The sequence below is a fragment of the Christiangramia forsetii KT0803 genome (assembly GCF_000060345.1).
Classification (GTDB): domain Bacteria; phylum Bacteroidota; class Bacteroidia; order Flavobacteriales; family Flavobacteriaceae; genus Christiangramia; species Christiangramia forsetii.
In genome coordinates, this window is sequence record NC_008571.1 from 3,706,584 (window position 1) to 3,727,566 (window position 20,983).

The following is a 20,983-nucleotide window of genomic DNA, read 5'->3' on the forward strand; positions in this document are numbered from 1 at the left end:
ATTGATTCGGACCTACAATATAATTATTATTTCTTATTGTTTAAAAGTGGCAGTAAAATAAAGGATAAACCACCAAAAAGCAGTACTACAAAGGTTTGTGTAGCCCAGGAGATCCATCCAAAAGCTTCGGCAGCATGTTCCTGAACGCCGAAAAACGTCAAGACACCACCAACAGCCAGTGGATAAACGCCTATTCCGCCATTGGTTGCAGAGACTGCGAAAGATCCTACCACAAAGGCAGCCATGATGATGCCGGCTGAAGTGCCAGCGGTTTCAGGAATGCTTAGTTTGATGATAAAGAACATGATGAGATACATGGACCAAATGAAAATTGTATGGAATATGAAAGCCCATTTTTGTTTCATACTAAGAATACTCTTCATTCCCTCCAAAAGGCCTTTAGCCAGTTTTTTTATTTTTTGAAATGGCAGCCAGTTGGAGCGTTTAACGATGTTGATTCCAATAATTATGACGCCAACCAAGCCCAGAAATATGAGGAGGGTGTTTAATGGTTTAATATTTTGATCATTCAGGTAAATTAGGAGATCATCAGTTTGAAGAATAACTACTACTCCAATAATTAACATCAGGATAAGAAGATCTGCAACCCTTTCAGATATAATAGTCCCGAAACCCTTCTCAAAAGGTACATTTTCATAGGTTGAGAGCGTAACTGCCCGTAATACTTCTCCGGAGCGGGGAATCCCGAAATTTGCCAGATAAGCAACCATTACCGCCATAAACCGATTGGCCTGAGATGATTTATAGCCCATTGGTTCCAGCATAAATTTCCAGCGATAGGCTCGGGAAAAATGAGAAGTAGCGCCCAATAGAAAAGAAACAAAGATCCAGAACTTGTTTGCGTCTACAATGCTCTGCCACAAATTTTCACGTTCCTCCTGGGTAGAACTTTTCAAAGAATACCAGATCAAAAAAATCCCCAAAAATAAGGGGATGCTAATTTTTAAAAATTTGATAAATTTTTTATTCAAAGTGACTTATTTCAGCAAATTGGTTTCTTCATCAGGAAATACGAGAGAAGGCTTAAAATTTCTGGCTTCTTCAAGTTCCATAATTCCGTAGGCAATAATAATAAGAATATCTCCTTTAGCTACTTTACGTGCTGCCGCACCATTGAGGGTAATTTCTCCAGTGTTTCTTAGTCCCGGAATAACATAAGTTTCCAGACGTTCTCCATTATTATTATTTACGATCTGTACTTTTTCACCTTCAATAATACTGGCTGCTTCCATAAGATCTTCATCTATGGTTATGCTGCCAATATAATCAAGATCTGCCCCGGTTACTTTTACTCTATGAATTTTTGATTTAACTACGTGAATTTGCATTTCTTAATTAGTTGTTCAAAGCAATATTATCTATCAACCTTATTCCATCGGAATAAGCAGCAATAAACGCTCTGTATTGTTTTCCTTTTTCTTTTTTGTTTACTTTTTTCAAAGTCTCTGAATCGGCAATTTCAAAATACTCCAATTTAAGATGCTGATTATTTTTAAATTGATTTTCTACCCAATTCGTGGTATGTTCTGCACTTTCTGTGCCAAATAGACGGTTGGCATTTTGCAGGACTTCATAAATAAAAGCAGCTTCTTTCCGGTTTTGAAAACTTAGACGTTCATTTCTGGAGGACCTTGCAAGTCCTGAATCTTCTCTTAAGATAGGACATCCAACTATTTCTACCGGAAGACCTGTCTTTTCAATTAATTTCCTGATTATCTGTAATTGTTGAAAATCTTTTTCCCCGAAAAATGCTTTATCAGGAGTAATAACTTCAAAAAGATGCTTAACTACCGTGCCAACACCATTAAAATGACCCGCTCTAAATTCACCTTCCATCACAGATTCTAGTCCTTCAAAATCGAAATTTTGGGAAAGTATCTTATCTCCATATAATTCATTTGCAGTAGGCGAAAATACCCAGATATCTGAAGTTTCCTTTTCTAACAGCTCGATATCTTTATTTAAATTTCTAGGATATTTCTCAAGATCTTCAGGGTTATCAAACTGTGTAGGATTTACAAAAATACTTACTATAACCTGATCTGAATCTTTTAAAGCATTTGTCACCAAAGACAGGTGTCCCTCATGGAGAGCTCCCATTGTTGGAACTAATCCAATGCTTTTACCATCAGATTTTACCTTCTGAATAGCCTGTATAAGTAGTTGTTTCTCCCTAAAAACCTGCATTTTATTATAAAATTAACAGCGTGCAAACTTAATATATCTCTGGCAATCTGCATAAATTTTTGTAATTTTGCGTGTTTTTTATTCGGAAACGTAACTAAAGCAAAGAATTTATGAAAGATAAGAGAGTGTTATACGTCTCGTCTGAAGTTATACCCTACTTACCTGAAACCGATATTTCCTCAACTTCTTTTGAAGCAGCAAAAATGGTGAATAACCTTGGAGGGCAAATAAGAATTTTTATGCCAAGGTTCGGGAATATCAATGAACGTAGGCATCAATTGCATGAAGTGATCCGTTTATCGGGAATGAACCTTGTGATCAACGATCTGGATATGCCGTTAATTATTAAAGTGGCCTCTATTCCAAAAGAAAGAATGCAGGTTTATTTTATAGATAACGAAGATTACTTTAAAAGAAAGGCAACATTAACTGATGAAGACGGAAATCTCTTTTCTGATAATGATGAACGAGCAATATTCTTCGCGAAAGGGGTTATTGAGACGGTGAAGAAATTAAACTGGTCTCCAGATATCATCCACGTTCATGGTTGGCTGGCATCTTTATTGCCATTGTATTTGAGAAATTATTATGGGAATGAACCATTGTTCAAGGATGCAAAAATAGTTACCTCTATTTACAATCAAAGTTTTGAAGAAACGTTAGATGAAGAGTTAAAAGAGAAAATTTTGTTTGATGGACTGGAAAATGCGAACGTCAAACACCTCAAAACTCCTAATTATGTCAATTTATTGAAAACGGCAGTAGATAATTCTGATGCTGTGGTGATGGGTGGTGATAATGTTCCGGAAGAGTTAAAGACTTATGTTGATAAACTTAAAAAACCAGTACTTCCTTTTACGGAGAAAGAAAATTTCTCTCACGCCTACCAGGAGTTTTACGACACTAAAGTATTGTCTGAATAGTAAGAAAAATTTTAAATGATATTAAATAAGTTTTTTAAAATGACAGCTATTGTAGCTGTTGTTTTCGCTTTCGTAGCATGTGATGAAGAGTTTACTGAGATTGGGGGAGAGATAATCAACAATCCTTCAAATGTTGAAACTAGAGAAGTGGAAGTTAATGCATATTCTCACAAACTAAATTCAGTACAAACCAATAACCTGAATAACTATTTTCTAGGTACCACAAATCATCCTATTTATGGGGAGAGCACGGCAAGTATAGTAACTCAATTGAGCTTGTCTGGTCCAAATCCAGATTTTGGAGATAATGTTACCCTGGATAGTGTGGTGATGACGATCCCTTATTATTCATCTGAAATCGCTTCTTCTACAAGCGAATCGAACGTTGAATACCAGTTGGATTCTGTTTATGGAAATGGTTCTTTTAATCTTAAAATTTATGAGACCGGGTTTTTTCTAAATGACCTTGACCCGGATACCGATTTTGAGCAGAGACAAAAGTACTTTTCAGATCAGCAGGATGCTATAGAGCAAAATATTATTGAGCAAGATTTAGTTGGGGGTCCTATTTATGTTGATGAAGACTTTAGTCCATCAGATCAATCCTACGTTTCGTACGAAATCGCTGAGGGGGAAAATGATACGGTTGTCAATACCCCGGCATTAAGAATTAAGCTTCCGGTGAATTTCTTCAAGCAAAAGATCATAGATAAGGAAGGTTCTGATGAGCTTATGAATAATGCTAATTTCAGGGATTATTTCAGAAGTCTTTTTATAAAAGCCGAGCCAAATGCCGGAGAAGATCTTCAGATCTTATTCAATTTGTCTAACCAGGACGCAAAAATCAATCTTTATTATACTTCTGAAAATGAGAATGCTGATGGTGAAGTTGAAAGATCCAGGGGAGCTTATACACTCAACATTGCAGGAAATAGCAAATTTAATACCTATACAGGAGAATTTCCTGAAGACATTCTTCAAAAGATCCAGGCTCAAACAGAAGAAACAGGTGCTGAAAATCTTTATTTAAAATCGCAGGAAGGAAGCATGGCGATAATTGAATTATTTCCGGACGTAGAGGTGCTGGAAAACTTGAGAGAGGAAGAATTATTGGTAAATGAAGCTGATCTTACTTTTTACATAAATGATGACTTAACGAACGGAGATCTTCAACCTAGACGTTTGTATCTATACGATGTTGCGAACAATACAATTATTGCAGATTACGCGCTGGATGCAACTCTTAATCCATCAAATCCGGAGTTATCGCTTACAAATTTCTCTGAGCCTGTGCAGGTTTCTGAAGATGGAAGCGGATCTTTCTATACGCTTAGGGTAACTAATCATGTAAGTAATCTTATTAATAACGAAGAAGCTGAAAATGTAAAGCTAGGATTAGTAATTGTGCCAAATATTAATACTGTAGCGGCAAGAGATCAGCAGGGTAATTTTATAGGTCCAATTATGTCCTCTGTTAGAGGTTCAGCTTTAATAGATCAGGTTCCATCGGGATCTTTATTATCACCTTATGGTACTATTTTACATGGTAACTTATCGGCTGACGACGAGAAAAGATTAAAATTAAGAATTTATTATACCAACTTTAATTAGTAGAAAATATGTGTGGAATTGTTGGATATATCGGGCATAGAGAAGCTTATCCTATTGTATTAAAAGGTTTACAGAGATTAGAATATAGAGGTTATGACAGTGCAGGTATTGCTTTGTATGATGGCAATGACCTTAAGATGAGTAAAACTAAAGGAAAAGTAGCCGATCTAAAAGAAAGATTAGAGAGTGAAATTTCTACAAATGGTACCGTTGGGATTGGTCATACCAGATGGGCTACTCACGGGGAGCCTAATGATGTGAATTCGCATCCTCACTATTCCAATTCAGGAGATCTTGTGATCATTCATAATGGAATTATTGAAAATTATGATGCTCTAAAAAAGGAATTGAAGAAAAGAGGTTACACTTTTAAAAGTGATACAGATACTGAGGTGCTTGTAAATCTTATTGAAGATGTGATCAAGCAGGAAAAAGTTAAGCTAGGGAAAGCAGTTCAGATAGCATTAAATCAAACGGTTGGTGCCTATGCTATAGCTGTATTTAATAAGACCAAACCAGATGAGATTGTAGTTGCAAGACTGGGAAGTCCGTTGGCAATTGGAGTTGGAGACGATGAATTTTTTGTAGCTTCAGATGCTTCTCCGTTTATAGAATTCACGAATAACGCTATTTACCTGGAAGATGGAGAGATGGCAGTTATTAGAAGACATAAAGAAGTTAAGATAAGAAAGATCAAGGATGATACTTTAGTAGATCCATACGTTCAGGAACTTCAGATGAATCTTGAGCAGATCGAAAAAGGCGGTTATGAACACTTCATGCTTAAGGAAATCCATGAGCAGCCAAATGCAATCAGCGATACCTATAGAGGTAGAATGCTGGTTGATCAGGGTTTGATAAGAATGGCCGGTGTAGATGATAATATGGAGCGAATTGCAAATGCAAAACGTTTTATTATCGTAGCCTGCGGAACTTCATGGCATGCGGGTCTCGTAGCAGAATATATTTTCGAGGATATCGCCAGAATTCCTGTGGAAGTTGAATATGCTTCAGAATTTAGATATAGAAATCCTGTTATTTCTGAAAATGATGTGGTAATCGCTATTTCTCAAAGTGGAGAAACTGCAGATACTATGGCAGCGATAAAATTGGCCAAAGAGAAAGGAGCTTTTACTTTTGGTGTTTGTAATGTAGTTGGTTCTTCTATTTCAAGAGAGACACACGCTGGTGCATATACCCATGCGGGACCAGAAATAGGAGTTGCTTCGACAAAAGCATTTACTACGCAAATTACAGTTCTTACGTTGATGGCCTTAAAGCTTGGTAAGTTTAAAGGAACCATTTCACATAGCGATTTCCAATTCCATCTTCAGGAGCTGGAAAGAATTCCTGAAAAAGTTAGAGAGGCACTTAAATCTGATGAATTGATTCAGGAAGTTGCGGCAAAATATAAGGATGCCCCAAACTGTCTTTATTTAGGTAGAGGTTATAATTTTCCTGTAGCATTAGAAGGAGCTTTAAAACTTAAGGAGATTTCTTATATCCATGCAGAAGGTTATCCTGCTGCAGAAATGAAACATGGTCCAATTGCCTTAATAGATGAACAAATGCCTGTTGTAGTGATCGCTACTAAACGAGGTCATTATGAAAAGGTGGTGAGTAATATTCAGGAGATCAAATCCAGAAAAGGGAAGATCATTGCGATAGTTACAGAAGGAGATGAAGAGGTTAGGGAGCTTGCAGATTATGTGATCGAGGTTCCTGAGATCATGGAGTCACTTACTCCGTTATTAACAACCATTCCTTTGCAATTACTTTCCTATCATATAGCGGTGATGCTTGGTAAGAATGTAGATCAACCAAGAAACCTTGCTAAATCTGTTACTGTAGAGTAGAAATTAATTGAAATAAGAATAAAACCCTTTTGAAGCTTTCAAAAGGGTTTTTTATTTCCCTGCAATGGATGCTTTTAAATCAGGATTTTAGCTGTTTTGCGAAACATTGAAAACTTCTCAAATTTTCAATATGTTTTTTGCTAGAAAAATTTATCTTTGCAGCCTGAAAATGACCTGTTTCATTTTTATGGTTTTTTAAATCAGCGAAATAGGTTTTTGAATTTTACTATTAAAAATTAAAGAATTAGATAAATGTCTAAAGTCACAGGTAAAGTTGCCCAGATTATTGGTCCTGTAGTTGACGTTGTGTTCGACTCAGAAAACGCTGAACTGCCAAAGATCTACGATTCTTTGGAAATTACCAGAAAGGATGGTTCTATTTTAGTTCTTGAGGTACAGTCTCATATTGGTGAACAAACGGTAAGAACTGTATCCATGGATTCAACAGACGGTCTTAGTCGTGGTGTTGATGTTCTTGCTACTGGAAACCCAATCCAAATGCCAGTTGGAAAAGATGTTTACGGACGTCTTTTTAACGTAATTGGAGATGCTATTGATGGTTTAGGAAACTTGCCGAAAGCTGGTGAAGATGGTCTCCCAATTCACCGTCAGGCTCCTAAGTTTGAGGACTTATCTGTGTCTACTGAAGTTCTGTTTACCGGGATTAAAGTAATTGATCTTATTGAGCCTTATTCAAAAGGTGGTAAGATTGGACTTTTTGGAGGTGCAGGAGTTGGGAAAACAGTACTTATCCAGGAATTGATTAACAACATCGCCAAAGGTCACGGTGGACTCTCTGTATTTGCAGGAGTTGGTGAGCGTACTCGTGAAGGGAATGACCTTCTTAGAGAGATGTTAGAATCTGGGATTATAAAATACGGTGACGATTTCATGCATTCTATGGAAGAAGGCGGATGGGATCTTCAGAAAGTAGATAAAGAAGTAATGAAGGAGTCTAAAGCTACCTTCGTTTTCGGACAAATGAACGAACCACCTGGAGCACGTGCTCGTGTGGCACTTTCTGGTCTTACAATTGCGGAATACTTCCGTGATGGAGCTGGAGAAGGTCAGGGGAAAGACGTTCTTTTCTTCGTAGATAATATTTTCCGTTTTACACAGGCTGGTTCAGAGGTGTCTGCACTTCTTGGGCGTATGCCATCAGCGGTAGGATATCAGCCAACGCTTGCAACCGAAATGGGTGCGATGCAAGAGCGAATTACTTCTACTAAGAACGGTTCTATTACATCTGTACAGGCGGTTTATGTACCTGCAGATGACCTTACAGATCCGGCGCCGGCAACAACTTTTGCCCACCTGGATGCAACAACGGTACTTTCTCGTAAGATTGCCGAGCTGGGTATTTATCCTGCGGTAGATCCTTTGGATTCTACTTCAAGGATTCTTACTGCAGATATCTTAGGCGATGAGCATTACGATTGTGCACAAAGAGTAAAAGAGTTATTACAGAGATATAAAGAACTTCAGGATATTATTGCCATCCTTGGTATGGAAGAGCTTTCTGAAGAAGATAAGCTTGCAGTATCACGTGCTAGACGTGTTCAGCGTTTTCTATCTCAGCCATTCCACGTTGCGGAGCAGTTTACTGGTCTTAAAGGAGTGCTTGTAGATATTAAAGATACTATCAAAGGTTTCAACATGATCATGGATGGAGAACTTGATAAGTATCCGGAAGCTGCCTTCAACCTTAAAGGAACTATTGAAGAAGCGATTGAGGCCGGAGAGAAAATGCTTGCTGAAAATTAGTAGGCAGTCTTCAGTAACAATAGGCGGTCAAAAGCCAGGAATTGTGAACTGATAATTGATAACTGATAATTGAAGAAATGTATTTAGAGATAGTAACTCCAGAAGCTGTAGTGTTTAGAGCAGAAGTGGACGCGGTAAAAGTACCGGGACACGATGGTGAATTTCAAATGTTGAATAATCACGCTCCTATTGTTTCTACTTTATCTGAAGGTGAGCTTAAGATCAATCTTACTTCCGGAAGTGAAAATGAAATAAAGAGAAAAGATCAGTCGGGATTCAGGACTGAAGGTGCAGAGACAAATGTTGTTTACTATACTATTAAAGGAGGAGTTCTTGAAATGAAAGATAATAAAGCGATTATTTTAGCTGATTAAACTTTCAGAACATATATAATAAAAAAGGGTTTTTCATTTGAAAGACCCTTTTTTTATTGGAAAAAGATTATTTCTGTTTACCTAGTTTTTAAGTATTTCTAAAATGTCAATTATTTAGCCTCAAGCCATTTTTCTCGATTCTTGATGGCTTCCCTGGGGGCTTCTTCATCGATGCTAATAGTATAGGCTGGATTCTTACCTAATTCTGTTTCAGTGGTTTTTTTATTGCCAAACCTGTTATATTCAATAGTAATTCGCCCGGAAGCCGTGCCTATAATTTCATCAAATTGTTTCTTAGATTCAATTTTAGTTCCGTTAATTGAAGTAATTATATCACCAGCAGTAAGTCCGGCCTTGTAAGCCGCGCTGGATTTGTAGGTATTTCGGCTTATTTTAAGGCCGTCTTCTGATTCATTCAGAGAAACTCCAAGGTCTTTATCTGAAGAACGTTCCAGCTTTATCCCGACTGAGGAAAATAACTCATTATAATCTGGCATTTCACTTGCATAGATATATTTATTGAAAAATTCTGAAGCGAATGCTGTGCCGGCATATTCTTTTAAAATCATCTCGATATCTTCAATTTCATAAGAGACTTCAGTTTTTCCATATTTCATCCACATCATTTTCATAAAATCGTCAAGATTCAGATCTTTTTGTCTTAAGGAAAGATCAAGGGCTAAACCAAGTACGCTTCCGTAGGAGTAATAAGAGATAAAAGTATTTTCACGATTGGTAGGATCTACAGAGGTTGCTGCATCTACAAACGGAGCCTGGTAGCTCATTTCAATAGGACTAAAATATTCCAGGGCCGGAGAGTTCCAAACATAATTAAAAGTGCCTGCAAGTCCTTCTATGTATTCCTTTGGTGTCTTTACATTCGCTCTGCAAAGCATTAATCCAGTATAGTAACTTGTAAAACCTTCGGCAAACCAAAGGGAGCCGGTCATATTGGCTTCTGCAAAATCAAAAGGCTCAAGTTCTGCAGGTCTTATGCGCTCCACATTCCAGGCATGAAAGAACTCGTGGGCAACCGTCCCTATATTTCCTTTCATCCCACCTTCAGCAAGACTTTCTTTGTTAGTTAAAATAGTGCTGTTCCTATGTTCCATTCCGTCACCGGAGACATTTGGCATATAACAGGCTAAAAAAGTATATTTTCCATAGTCGAATTCAGGAAGTTCTCCAAAAACTGCTTTTTCTTGTTTTACAATTCTTTCCACCTGATCAAAATATTCAGCAAATTTCTCCTCGGTTCCTTTATGGTGCAAAGCAAACTGAATTTCTTGTCCGTTTACATTGAAAGATTTCATATCGAAGTCACTAATTTCCGTGGGACTGTCCATAAAATAATATAAATCTGGAGCAGAATAAGTAGTTTCAGATTCTTGCTGTAGTTGGGTGGCAACTTTCCAGTTTAGGTCCTCTCTTATGTCAAAATTCACTTCAACGGGCCTGTGCTGAAATTCTTCGGCATACATAAACGTTGCCGGAATATTTAAATGTGCGTGAGTTTCATCAATCTGGGAATAAGTGCCGTCTCCGCGATTGGCGAACAAGGTATATTCAATATTCACGGTGCCATCATGATCGCTTACTTCCCAGGAATATGGACCTTTTCGTTTGGCAGTGATTTCTTCGCCCTTGCTGTTGTTGGCTTTGAATCCATATACGTTTTTTACAAATTCATGAAGTGCATAACGCCCGGGAGAAGTACGGCTCATCCTGATATTTAAGGTTTTTGTTTTAACTTCCGGAAAGCTGATTTCAATTTTGGCCTCGTGATGAACCGCATTCTCAAAAGAAATATTGTAAGAATTGGTTTGAGCGTTTCCCGTAAAACAGAGGAATAAGAAAGCTAAAAGAATAGTACGCATAGTATTTTTTTGATATTTGCTCTAAAATAAAAATTTTATCGGACTGATACAGACAAGATTTGATTAAGCTTGATATTCTAAAATATCTCCCGGCTGGCAATCTAAAGCTTCGCAAATGGCTTCCAGGGTTGAAAATCTAACCGCTTTTGCTTTTCCAGTTTTTAAAATAGAGAGGTTTGCAGTGGTGATACCAATGATTTCAGCAAGTTCATTGCTCTTCATCCCTTTTTCATCCAGGATTTTGTCAAGATTAATAAGGATTGCCATTGTTAAACAGTTAATTCGTTTTCTTCTAATAGACGAGCACTATTTTTAAAAATCTTACTCAAGTAAATAAGGAATAGACCTATTGCGATTAATAGCCAGGGACTTCCAAGGTCATTTTCAAAAGAGAGACTTATTTTTAATCTATTGTCAAGGATTATGCTTGTAAAAAAATCTGCAATAATCTGTAATATGAAAACGCCGATAATTAATTTTCCTGCAAGATTCAGTCCGGTAATTTGAAGTTTTGTATATAACCTTTCTTTTTCAAAATCCTTAATTAGCTTCCTTATGATGTAAACAGCATAAAATAAAATTGCAGAATAGATTATCTCCAGGGTAAAAAGTACGATGGCAGCAATTCTTGATTCTTCGTTTTGTATATCGGTGATATAATCAAGTGATTCTAATTTTACACTTCCGCCAAAAAGAAAGTATAAATAACATAGACTGCTAAGTATTAAATCAAGGGCTAAAAGAAAGTAAGATATATTAACAATCAGTTTTAAGAATTTTGGAGGTTTCATTTTTAATTATTTATTGTTTTTCGATAACAAATATAAATAAATTATTGAAAAACGATAATTTTATCCTTATAAAAGATTTCTAAAACAGTTCAAGACTTATGCATTTTTCAGGGAATTAAGAATTTCGCAGTAGAATAATGAAGGCTTTTAATTAAAACATCCGAAAGTATAAATAGCTGTAATGAGTGGGGATTAACTGATTATCTAAAACTAATTCTTCAATAATAACTATTATATTTGCGGGAAACAGATTTCACTAAGTATGCTTACCGCAATTCTTACAGGTTTTTTATTTTCTATTTTTCTCGTTTTCGCGGGGAAATTCTTTAAAGGTAAGCTGTCTATCCTTGCATCATTAGTTCCTTTAGCATTGTTTGTTTATTTCTTTCAATTTATTTCTCCTATTTCTAACGGAGAGGTAATTATGAGATCTTACGAATGGATCCCCTCCTTTGGAGTGGATCTTGGCTTTAAGCTGGATGGTCTTTCGTTACTGTTTTCTTTGATGATTACAGGAATTGGGTTTCTTGTCTTTGCTTATACCTCCTCTTATTTAAAAGGTCACGAATATTTAGATAGATTCTATGGATATTTAGGCTCCTTTATGGGGGCAATGCTCGGTCTGGTGCTTTCAGATAATATGATCACTTTGTTCGTGTTCTGGGAGTTGACCAGTATTAGTTCTTTCTTTTTAATTGGCTTTAATAATACCAATCCTGCTTCCCGAAAATCGGCCATGACGGCTCTTGGGATTACCGGAATTGGTGGGTTGTTTCTTTTAGCGGGGGCATTGCTTTTAAACAATATTGCCGGCACCTATAGTATTTCTGAGATGCTCACTATGAGTGAGGCGATTCGTGGAAATGAATTATACTTTTTAGCAGTATTATTAATTTTTGGAGCGGCTTTTACCAAATCGGCTCAATTCCCTTTTCACTTCTGGTTACCGGGAGCTATGAAAGCACCAACACCGGTTTCAACATATTTACATTCCGCAACCATGGTAAAGGCAGGAATATATTTGTTAATGCGGTTTACACCGGTTCTTGGAGGAGAACAAATATGGAACACCACCTTAATCCTTGTAGGTGGATTTACTATGCTTTATTCAGCAATTCATACCGTTTTTAGAACCGATCTTAAAGGTATTCTTGCTTATTCAACTATTTCAGCCTTGGGAATCCTAGTATTCTTAACGGGGCTAGGTACTCAGGAAGCATTTCTTGCAGCAGCGGTTTTTATTGTAGTTCATGCCCTTTATAAAGCTACTTTATTCCTGGTAACAGGAATTATAGATCATCAAACACATACCCGGGATATTACACGACTTGCCGGATTAAATAAAGTAATGCTTCCAGTTGGGATCGCCGGAATTTTAGCAGCAATTTCCAGTGCGGGGATCCCACCAACAATTGGTTTTGTTGGAAAAGAATTAACTTATGAAGCTTCATATCACGCCGAAAGCCTGGTAATATTTCTTCTGATAGCAATTGTGCTCACAAAGATATTACTCTTATATGCTGGTTTCGTGGCCGGAATAAAACCTTTTACAGGAAAACTTCCTGAAGAGCATTCTAATGTAAAAATGCCTGGTTTTATCATGTGGGGGCCACCTCTACTCCTGGCTGTTTTGGGTGTTGTATTTGGAGTTGCGCCTTTTATTATTGAATCGGCATTGATTAAACCGGTGGTGACAGCAATGGGTGGTGATGCTTCTGAAATTCATCTAGCCTTATGGCATGGGTTTAATTTGATTTTTATATTGAGTTTGATCACGATAGGAGTAGGAACGGCGCTTTACTTTATCATTAAGCCTTCTAAAAAACTTGAGAGTGGTATCGCTAAATTCGATTTTATTGCTCCGGAAAATATTCTGGAAAAATTCAATAAGTTCTTTGTAGTAATATCTAATTTCTGGACCAATTTCTTTCAGAATGGATTTCTACGGAATTATATATCTATTATCATCCTTTTCCTCGTGGTACTGGTAGGATATATCATGGTGGGAAACACAAGATTTACTATAGACTATAATTCCCTTTCAAAAATTACAGTCTATGAAATTACCACAACACTAATTTTAATTGCTGGAATTTTTTATACTGTATTTACGCAGTCAAGACTGGCAGCCGTAGCGGCTATGGGAGTTGTAGGACTTTCCATTTGTTTGATATTTGTTTTTTATAGTGCACCAGATCTGGCGATGACGCAGTTTTCTATTGATACACTTACAGTGATTCTCTTCGTATTGGTGCTATATAAACTGCCAAAATATTTGAAACTTTCAGATTATAAAACCAGGCTTAGAGATGGTATTTTGTCTACGATCTTTGGTCTGATCATAACCACTTTGGCCCTTGAAGTTCTTTCTGAACCGGTTAGCAAGGAGGTAGGTGATTTTTATGCTGCTAATTCATATATTGAAGCTCATGGTAAGAATGTAGTTAACGTAATACTTGTAGATTTTAGAGGTGCAGATACCTTAATTGAAATTTCTGTATTATCAATTGCTGCTGTTGGTGTATTTGGGTTGATGAAACTGAGGCTGAAGATGAAAGATAGAAGGAGGTATGCAGATAAAAGGCTGAACCAGGAGAATGAAAAAAGTTAAAATAAACCATGCGAACAACTATAATTTTAAAGACAGCTTCTAATTACCTTTTACCGGTATTGTTGGTGTTTTCTATTTTTATTCTACTTCGTGGGCATTACCTGCCTGGTGGAGGATTTGTAGGTGGTTTAATTGCTTCAATCGCATTTATTTTACACTCGTTCGCAAACGGACTGAATAAAACTAAAGAACTTTTAATTATACATCCGGGTTTCCTGCTTCCCCTTGGATTGGCAATAGCATTTTTAGCCGGGCTTGCACCAGTAGTATTCTTCGATCTGCCTTTTATGACAGGTTTATGGTCGCATGATGAAATTGCGATTTTGGGTAGTGTTGGCTCAGCGTTATTTTTTGATATAGGCGTTTACTTTGTGGTAAACGGAGTAACCTTAACTATAATTTTCACAATTTCAGAATCGGCCTAATATGGAGATCCTTTTAGCATTAATGGTAGGAATTTTATATGGGACGGGCATTTATATGATGCTCCGCCGTAGCATGGTGAAACTTATTATTGGAATCATCCTGCTTGGAAATGGAGCTAATCTGCTTATTTTTCTTTTAGGAAGAATCACAAAAGGAGCGCCACCAATAATTTCCGGAGACGCGAAAGTCTTTGCAGAGGCTTATGCAGATCCCGTACCACAGGCTTTGATACTTACAGCAATCGTTATAAGTTTTGGTCTTCAGTCTTTCGCCATTGTGCTCGTTAAAAGAGCGCATACCGTGGTTAGAACTGATGATCTGGATGAGATGAACGCAACCGACGAAGATTCATGAATGAACAATTAATATTATATCCTCTTTTCCTTCAGATGGCCATCAGTATCATCCTGATGTTTGGGTGGGCAAGAATTAGATTTCAGAAGGTTTTTAGTGTTTTCGGAAGTATTTTAAGTGTAGGTCTGGCTATCTGGTTATTCACTTATATTTGGAATAATGGTACTCAAACCATTCAAGCCGGAAATTGGGAAGCCCCATTTGGAATTACTTTTGTGGCCGATATGCTTTCTACAACCCTCGTGTTGTTAACGGCAATTTCAGGACTTGCAGTTTCTATATTTTCAGCGGGATCAGTACTGAAAGACCGTTTGCGATTTGGTTATTTTCCCATATTTCACTTTCTGTTACTTGGCTTAAACGGGGCGTTTTTAACGGGAGACATTTTTAACCTGTATGTATGGTTTGAAATTGTGATTATTAGCTCTTTTGTGCTCATAACCATTGGTGGTGAAAAGGCACAGTTGGAAGGAGCTGTAAAATATTTCACGCTGAATATTCTAGCTTCGATGATTTTCTTAACGGCTATCGCAGTCCTATATGGAATCACCGGAAGTTTAAATATGGCAGATCTGGCAGGTCAGATCGCACAGGTTGAGAATAGAGGGCTTGTACAAATCACAGGATTGCTCTTTCTTATAGGCTTCGGAATCAAGGCAGGTGTTTTTCCTCTCTATTTCTGGCTGCCTGCATCGTATCATACACCGCCGTTTGCAGTTTCAGCAATCTTTGGTGGTTTACTAACTAAAGTGGGAGTCTATGCATTAATTCGTGTTTTTACCCTCATTTTTGTTGATGATCCTTTTCTGCATGATATTATAATGATCATTGCTATTCTCACGCTCATAAGTGGAGGGGTAGGTGCTTTGGTTCAAAACAATATGAGAAAAGTGTTTTCATACCTTATTATCTGCCATATTGGATATATGATCGCCGGTATTGGTATGTTTACAGAAGTCGCCATAGCCGGGGCTATATTCTATTTAATACATGATATTATAGTAAAAACAAATTTGTTCATGCTAAGTGGTGTGGTCTATAGAATTAAGGGTACAAACAGCATGCGAGATCTTGGCGGAATTTACGCAAAATGGCCTAAGATCAGTTTGTTGCTATTTATCCCCTTATTCTCATTGGTGGGAATTCCACCATTATCAGGATTCTGGCCAAAGATTAATTTGATAAAGGCCGGGTTCGCAGGTGGTTCTTATATAACCGTTGGAGCCATCATTTTTGCCAGTTTTATAACACTTGTGATCATCGCTAAATTATGGGCTGAAGTATTCTGGAAAGATGGTAAAAAGCTTCCGCTAAGAAGTAATTTTGGATATTTCTCTAAAATGACTACTGCAAAAAGGCTTCAGTTTATAGTGCCTGTAGCTATGCTGAGTATTGTATCTTTGTATATTGGTTTTGGTGCGGAGCACATTCAGTTGCTATCAGCGAGAATTGCAGATGAACTTGTGAATAATGAGGGTTATATTGATGCAGTTTTAAACTCGAAGAACTAAGGAATAATGAAGAATAAATTTCTGTCGAACATATTATTGACCTTTGTCTGGGTTGCCCTGACAGGAGATTTTTCATTCGAAAATTATCTGTTCGGCTTCTTTCTTAATTTTCATATTCTCTGGTTAATTACCGTAGGGCGTAAAAAAAGCACTTATTTTCTTATTGTTCCGAAAATCATTATACTGCTTGTGTTCTTTTTATATGAGCTTATTAAGGCAAATATTGAAGTAGCTTACGAGGTGATCACACCAAAACTTAATATGACCCCGGGAATTATTATGGTTCCGTTAGATATAAAATCTGATATGGGGATCACTATGCTGGCTAACATGATCTCTCTTACACCGGGAACATTGAGTCTGGATGTATCTAATGATAAAAAAGTACTTTTTGTACATGCGATGTACGTAAAAGACAGGGATAAGTTTATCAAAGGAATTAAGGATGGTTTTGAACGTAGAATATTGGAGGTATTGTCATGACATTATTTGAATATTTACATTTTATAATTTTACCAGTGCTGGTCGTTTCCGCAGTATTAATACTTTGGAGGTTCATCAAAGGCCCGAGCATTGCCGATAAGATTGTTGCGTTAGATCTTCTCATAACTACAGGAATAGGAATTATAGCAGTTTACAGTATTATATACAATCAGTCTACTTTGATGGATACGGCTTTAATTTTGGCATTGATCGCCTTTTTGAGTACAGTGGCCCTGTCTTATTATCTTGAAAAACGAAAAAGAAAATGATAGATATAATAATAGGAACCATAGCAACATTCGGAGCCCTGTTCGTTCTTCTGGCGGCAATTGGGATCGTACGTATGCCAGATACTTATTTGAGGATTTCGGTTACCACGAAAGCAGCTACATTAGGCGTTGGACTGGTATTGTTATCTACCACTGTTTATTTTAGTAATGCAGATGTTACTTCCCAGGCATTTGTTATTATTCTATTCTTGTTTCTAACCGCCCCGGTAAGTGCGCATCTTATTGGAAGAGCATCTTATTTTATTGGGGTAAAGCTCTGGGATAAATCTGTGATGGATGAACTTAGAGGGAAATATCAAAAGAACACCCATATTCTGAAAAGTGTGGTTGATGATACTCCTGAAGACAATGTAGATCACTCAAAAATGAAAGATAAATAAGCTCAATTTTTCTTCTTTTTAATAATCTTTGATTCTACAAGGCTAAATACAAAGTTGACGAGTATAACTATAGCGGTGGCTACTAAAAGTTCTTTAAAATATCCAAACCCTGAAAGACAACCCACAGCCGCACTGCACCAGATAGTAGCTGCCGTGGTCAAACCTTCCACATCATTACCTTTTTTCATGATGGTCCCGGCACCAATAAAGCCAATACCTATAATTACCTGGCTAAGTACCCTGGTCATATCGGCATATTCTGCACCTTCAAATTGAAGAGACATCATAATAAAAATACAAGCGCCAAGAGCGACCAGCGCATGGGTTTTCAGTCCTGCATATTTTCCGCGGAATTCACGTTCTAATCCAATAAACAACCCGGCAACAACGGCAATTCCGGCTTTAATTGCGAAATCTATAATATCCATAATTTAAAAGAATACTGTTTTATATTTTAGTAGCATGAAAAAGCTCCCATTAAAATTAGAGAAAAGACTTCAGAAGAGAAAAGATGAGGATTCTTTTAGGAAATTATTACCATTTCCACGTGGGGTCGATTTTTTCTCGAATGATTACCTGGGTTTTTCAAGATCTGAAGCTATTACAGGAAATAGCCTGAAAATAATAAAAGAATTCGGGACTGTAAACGGAGCTACCGGTTCCCGTCTTCTATCAGGAAATCATCCTCTTTTCAAAAAAGTAGAAAACCAGCTTGCCAGTTTTCATAATTCCCAGTCTGCCTTAATATTTAATTCGGGGTACGATGCTAATATTGGCTTTTTTTCGGCGGTTCTCCAAAAAGCTGATATCATTTTATATGATGAATTCTCTCATGCTTCAATACGTGACGGACTTAAAATGAGCCTGGCCAGAAATTACAAATTTCAGCATAATGATTTGGGAGATCTGGCACAGAAACTGGAGCGTTTAACTTCAAACAAGGAGGAAAAAGAGATCTATATTGTGACTGAATCTGTTTTTTCTATGGATGGGGATTCTCCAGACATGATAGGCCTTGTGGAATTAGCTGAAAAGTATCATGCAAATCTTATTGTAGATGAAGCTCATGCCACCGGTGTTTTTGGAGAAAAGGGTCAGGGCCTTGTCCAGCAACTGAAATTAGAAAGTAGAATTTTTGCCAGAATTCATACTTTTGGGAAAGCAATGGGATGTCATGGTGCGGTGATTCTCGGGAGTAGTGATCTAAAGGATTATCTGGTAAACTTTTCCCGAAGCCTTATTTATACCACCGCTTTATCCCCGCATGCGGTAGCTACAATTAGTGCTGCTTACCGAAATTTAGACAGGGAACAGGGCCATTTAAATGAACTTAAGAAAAATATTCAGCATTTTAAATCTGAAATACTTCAAAATAATCTTCAGTATATTTTTATCGAAAGTGATTCGGCTATTCAGGCCTGTGTTATTTCGGGAAATACCAAAGTGAAACGGGCAGCTTTGGAACTGCAGAAACAGGGATTTATCGTAAAACCAATTCTTTCTCCCACAGTTCCGGCAGAGAGTGAAAGATTAAGATTTTGCATACATAGCTATAATTCGAAGCAGGAAATTTCGGAGGTCTTAAAAGTCCTGAGTAATTTTGTGGCAAATTCAGAATAATGCCAAAAAGCTATTTTATTACCGGGATTGGAACCGAAGTTGGAAAAACTGTTGTTTCAGCAATAGTTGCGGAAGCACTAAAAGCCGATTACTGGAAACCTATCCAGGCAGGCGATCTTGAAAATTCCGATTCTCATAAAGTCAAGAAACTGGTAAGTAATAAGGATTCGGTTTTCTTCAAAAACGCATGTGCACTAAATACGCCTATGAGTCCGCATGCCGCTGCTGAAATTGACGGAATTAAGCTTCAGATTAAAAATATTAAAAGACCCGAAACAGAAAAAGACCTGGTGATCGAAGGTGCCGGCGGACTGATGGTTCCTCTTAATGCTAAAGAAGTTATTGCAGACCTCATTTCTAAAGAAGATTTGGTTATTCTTGTTTCTAGACATTATTTGGGAAGTATTAATCATACTTTATTAAGTATCGAAGCCTTGAAAAGCCGGGGAATTGATAAGATCGGGATTATATTTAGTGGTGATGAACATCCAACAACCGAGGCTGCGATCAAAAAACTTGGGAAAGTAAAGGTGGTTGGAAGAATTGAAGAGGAGCCTTATTTTGATGAAATGGTCGTAAAAGAATATGCTGAAAAATTTAGAAAGAGATTATGCGAGATATAAGCTTAGAACATGAAAATCTAACCGAAAGAGATAAAAAGCATTTATGGCATCCCTTAACGCAACATAAAGTCTCTCCGGAAATGTTGCCGATTAAAAAAGCCAAAGGATGTACACTCACCGATGAGAAAGGAAATGAATATATAGACGGTATTTCCTCTTGGTACACCGCGGTTTATGGCCACTGCAATCCATATATTACAGAAAAGGTAGCTGAGCAGATGCAGAACCTGGATCAGGTGGTTTTTAGCGGATTTACTCATGAGCCTGCCATTGCACTTTCAGAAGCTTTGATCGAGATCCTGCCTGAAGGTCAGCAAAAGCTTTTTTTTAACGATAATGGTTCCACAGCTACCGAAATTGGTATCAAAATGGCGCTGCAGTACCATCATAATCTTGGAAATGACCGAAAAGTAATGCTGGCTTTTGAAGAGGGGTTTCATGGGGATACTTTTGGAGCAATGTCCGTTTCCGGGTTGTCGGTTTATAATGGGGCTTTTGAGGATCACTTTATCAGGGTGGAGAGAATTCCTGTGCCGACCGGCGAAAACAACCAGGAGGTCATTTCAATTTTAAATAATATTCTTAAAAATCATAATATCGCCGGGTTTATTTATGAACCTTTAATCCAGGGAGCGGCAGCCATGAAATTCCATGATGGCGAAGGCTTAAATGAAATACTTAAAATCTGTCGTGAAAATGAGGTTGTATTGGTGGCCGATGAAGTGATGACGGGATTTGGTAAGACCGGGAGCTACTTTGCTTCAGATTATATGCAAGAAAAACCAGATGTAGTTTGTATGTCCAAAGCTCTTACCGCAGGTCTTTTGCCTATGGGACTTACTTCCTGCTCCCAAAAGATTTACAACGCCTTCTATTCTAATGATATCGCGAAAGGGTTATTTCATGGCCATACCTATACCGCCAATCCGTTAGCCTGTGCCGCGGCTTTGGCTGCAGTTCAGCTTTTAAGAACAGATGAAATTCAGACCGGAATTAATCGAATTACAGAGTCAAATATGGCTTTTACGGCGAAATTAAAGGATCATCCCAAGGTTAAGAATGTGAGAAGTAAAGGAGTGATTTTTGCGTTTGAACTGGCTGTAGAAACCGAGCGTTACGGAGGTTTGCGAAATAAACTTTTCAAATTCTTTATGGATAATGGCGTATTTCTTCGTCCGCTTGGAAATACGATCTATATAGTACCGCCCTATGTGATTTCAGAAGAAGAGCTTCAAAAGATATACTCAGTTATAGAAGACGTACTCTCAAATTTCTAAATAA

At 37.4% G+C, this 20,983-nt stretch carries 22 protein-coding genes; 15 read left to right on the forward strand and 7 right to left on the reverse strand.

Features of this window, described 5'->3' with window-relative positions:
• Positions 1 to 26: 26 nt before the first annotated feature.
• Genes GFO_RS16705 through panC form a run of 3 tightly spaced genes read right to left on the reverse strand, consistent with a single transcriptional unit; the run spans position 27 to position 2,208 of the window.
• Entirely contained in the window at positions 27 to 992 is a 966-nt protein-coding gene (locus tag GFO_RS16705) for a lysylphosphatidylglycerol synthase transmembrane domain-containing protein (RefSeq protein WP_011711381.1), read from the reverse strand.
• 6 nt (positions 993 to 998) lie between these two features.
• Positions 999 to 1,349 (reverse strand): aspartate 1-decarboxylase, encoded by a 351-nt coding sequence (gene panD, locus GFO_RS16710; protein WP_011711382.1) that lies wholly within the window; start codon positions 1,347 to 1,349, stop codon positions 999 to 1,001.
• Between the two features lie 7 nt (positions 1,350 to 1,356).
• Complete coding sequence (gene panC / locus GFO_RS16715) at positions 1,357 to 2,208, reverse strand: pantoate--beta-alanine ligase (RefSeq protein WP_011711383.1); 852 nt, start codon at positions 2,206 to 2,208, stop codon at positions 1,357 to 1,359.
• A 110-nt stretch (positions 2,209 to 2,318) separates the two neighbouring features.
• On the opposite strand from panC, the gene GFO_RS16720 reads away from it, so the two are divergent.
• From GFO_RS16720 to GFO_RS16740, 5 genes are all read left to right on the forward strand, one after another.
• Positions 2,319 to 3,131, forward strand: coding sequence for a glycogen/starch synthase (locus GFO_RS16720; RefSeq protein ID WP_011711384.1), 813 nt, complete (start codon positions 2,319 to 2,321; stop codon positions 3,129 to 3,131).
• Positions 3,132 to 3,170: 39 nt separating this feature from the next.
• Complete coding sequence (gene bamH, locus GFO_RS16725) at positions 3,171 to 4,742, forward strand: BamH family beta-barrel-assembly machinery protein (protein WP_158308635.1); 1,572 nt, start codon at positions 3,171 to 3,173, stop codon at positions 4,740 to 4,742.
• Positions 4,743 to 4,750: 8 nt separating this feature from the next.
• Entirely contained in the window at positions 4,751 to 6,598 is a 1,848-nt protein-coding gene (gene glmS, locus GFO_RS16730) for a glutamine--fructose-6-phosphate transaminase (isomerizing) (RefSeq protein ID WP_011711386.1), read from the forward strand.
• A 252-nt stretch (positions 6,599 to 6,850) separates the two neighbouring features.
• On the forward strand, positions 6,851 to 8,362 hold the full coding sequence (gene atpD / locus GFO_RS16735; protein WP_011711387.1) for a F0F1 ATP synthase subunit beta: 1,512 nt from the start codon (positions 6,851 to 6,853) through the stop codon (positions 8,360 to 8,362).
• A gap of 77 nt (positions 8,363 to 8,439) precedes the next feature.
• On the forward strand, positions 8,440 to 8,736 hold the full coding sequence (locus GFO_RS16740) for a FoF1 ATP synthase subunit delta/epsilon (protein WP_011711388.1): 297 nt from the start codon (positions 8,440 to 8,442) through the stop codon (positions 8,734 to 8,736).
• A 110-nt stretch (positions 8,737 to 8,846) separates the two neighbouring features.
• On the opposite strand, the gene GFO_RS16745 is transcribed toward GFO_RS16740, so the two are convergent.
• The 3 genes from GFO_RS16745 to GFO_RS16755 form a co-directional block, all read right to left on the reverse strand.
• Positions 8,847 to 10,613 carry a M61 family metallopeptidase gene (locus tag GFO_RS16745; RefSeq protein WP_011711389.1) on the reverse strand — a complete coding sequence of 589 codons (1,767 nt, stop codon included), beginning with the start codon at positions 10,611 to 10,613 and terminating at the stop codon, positions 8,847 to 8,849.
• A gap of 63 nt (positions 10,614 to 10,676) precedes the next feature.
• Positions 10,677 to 10,880 (reverse strand): helix-turn-helix domain-containing protein, encoded by a 204-nt coding sequence (locus tag GFO_RS16750; protein ID WP_011711390.1) that lies wholly within the window; start codon positions 10,878 to 10,880, stop codon positions 10,677 to 10,679.
• A 2-nt stretch (positions 10,881 to 10,882) separates the two neighbouring features.
• A complete protein-coding gene (locus GFO_RS16755) occupies positions 10,883 to 11,404 on the reverse strand; it encodes a DUF2975 domain-containing protein (protein ID WP_011711391.1) in 522 nt (173 codons plus the stop codon).
• A 262-nt stretch (positions 11,405 to 11,666) separates the two neighbouring features.
• Here GFO_RS16755 and GFO_RS16760 point away from each other — a divergent pair, with 262 nt between their 5' ends.
• Genes GFO_RS16760 through mnhG form a run of 7 tightly spaced genes read left to right on the forward strand, consistent with a single transcriptional unit; the run spans position 11,667 to position 17,459 of the window.
• Complete coding sequence (locus tag GFO_RS16760) at positions 11,667 to 14,015, forward strand: putative monovalent cation/H+ antiporter subunit A (RefSeq protein WP_011711392.1); 2,349 nt, start codon at positions 11,667 to 11,669, stop codon at positions 14,013 to 14,015.
• A gap of 8 nt (positions 14,016 to 14,023) precedes the next feature.
• Positions 14,024 to 14,440: a Na+/H+ antiporter subunit B gene (locus GFO_RS16765; protein WP_011711393.1), complete on the forward strand. Its 417-nt coding sequence runs from the start codon at positions 14,024 to 14,026 to the stop codon at positions 14,438 to 14,440.
• A gap of 1 nt (position 14,441) precedes the next feature.
• Entirely contained in the window at positions 14,442 to 14,795 is a 354-nt protein-coding gene (locus GFO_RS16770) for a Na+/H+ antiporter subunit C (protein ID WP_011711394.1), read from the forward strand.
• On the forward strand, positions 14,792 to 16,306 hold the full coding sequence (locus GFO_RS16775) for a proton-conducting transporter transmembrane domain-containing protein (protein ID WP_011711395.1): 1,515 nt from the start codon (positions 14,792 to 14,794) through the stop codon (positions 16,304 to 16,306). The genes GFO_RS16770 and GFO_RS16775 overlap by 4 nt, the downstream gene beginning before the upstream one ends.
• A 6-nt stretch (positions 16,307 to 16,312) precedes the next feature.
• Positions 16,313 to 16,789, forward strand: a complete 477-nt coding sequence (locus GFO_RS16780; RefSeq protein ID WP_011711396.1) for a Na+/H+ antiporter subunit E — start codon at positions 16,313 to 16,315, stop codon at positions 16,787 to 16,789.
• Positions 16,786 to 17,058: a cation:proton antiporter gene (locus GFO_RS16785; protein WP_011711397.1), complete on the forward strand. Its 273-nt coding sequence runs from the start codon at positions 16,786 to 16,788 to the stop codon at positions 17,056 to 17,058. The genes GFO_RS16780 and GFO_RS16785 overlap by 4 nt, the downstream gene beginning before the upstream one ends.
• Positions 17,055 to 17,459 carry a monovalent cation/H(+) antiporter subunit G gene (gene mnhG / locus GFO_RS16790; RefSeq protein WP_011711398.1) on the forward strand — a complete coding sequence of 135 codons (405 nt, stop codon included), beginning with the start codon at positions 17,055 to 17,057 and terminating at the stop codon, positions 17,457 to 17,459. Before GFO_RS16785 ends, mnhG begins: the two co-directional genes overlap by 4 nt.
• A gap of 2 nt (positions 17,460 to 17,461) precedes the next feature.
• On the opposite strand, the gene GFO_RS16795 is transcribed toward mnhG, so the two are convergent.
• Positions 17,462 to 17,887 carry an MgtC/SapB family protein gene (locus tag GFO_RS16795; RefSeq protein WP_011711399.1) on the reverse strand — a complete coding sequence of 142 codons (426 nt, stop codon included), beginning with the start codon at positions 17,885 to 17,887 and terminating at the stop codon, positions 17,462 to 17,464.
• Between the two features lie 34 nt (positions 17,888 to 17,921).
• Here GFO_RS16795 and GFO_RS16800 point away from each other — a divergent pair, with 34 nt between their 5' ends.
• The 3 genes from GFO_RS16800 to bioA are packed head-to-tail and all read left to right on the forward strand — an operon-like array spanning position 17,922 to position 20,979.
• The gene (locus GFO_RS16800; protein ID WP_011711400.1) at positions 17,922 to 19,079 is read left to right on the forward strand and encodes an aminotransferase class I/II-fold pyridoxal phosphate-dependent enzyme; all 1,158 of its coding nucleotides are present in this window, start codon (positions 17,922 to 17,924) and stop codon (positions 19,077 to 19,079) included.
• On the forward strand, positions 19,079 to 19,702 hold the full coding sequence (gene bioD, locus GFO_RS16805; protein ID WP_011711401.1) for a dethiobiotin synthase: 624 nt from the start codon (positions 19,079 to 19,081) through the stop codon (positions 19,700 to 19,702). The genes GFO_RS16800 and bioD overlap by 1 nt, the downstream gene beginning before the upstream one ends.
• Positions 19,690 to 20,979: an adenosylmethionine--8-amino-7-oxononanoate transaminase gene (gene bioA, locus GFO_RS16810; protein WP_011711402.1), complete on the forward strand. Its 1,290-nt coding sequence runs from the start codon at positions 19,690 to 19,692 to the stop codon at positions 20,977 to 20,979. The genes bioD and bioA overlap by 13 nt, the downstream gene beginning before the upstream one ends.
• Positions 20,980 to 20,983 lie beyond the last annotated feature (4 nt).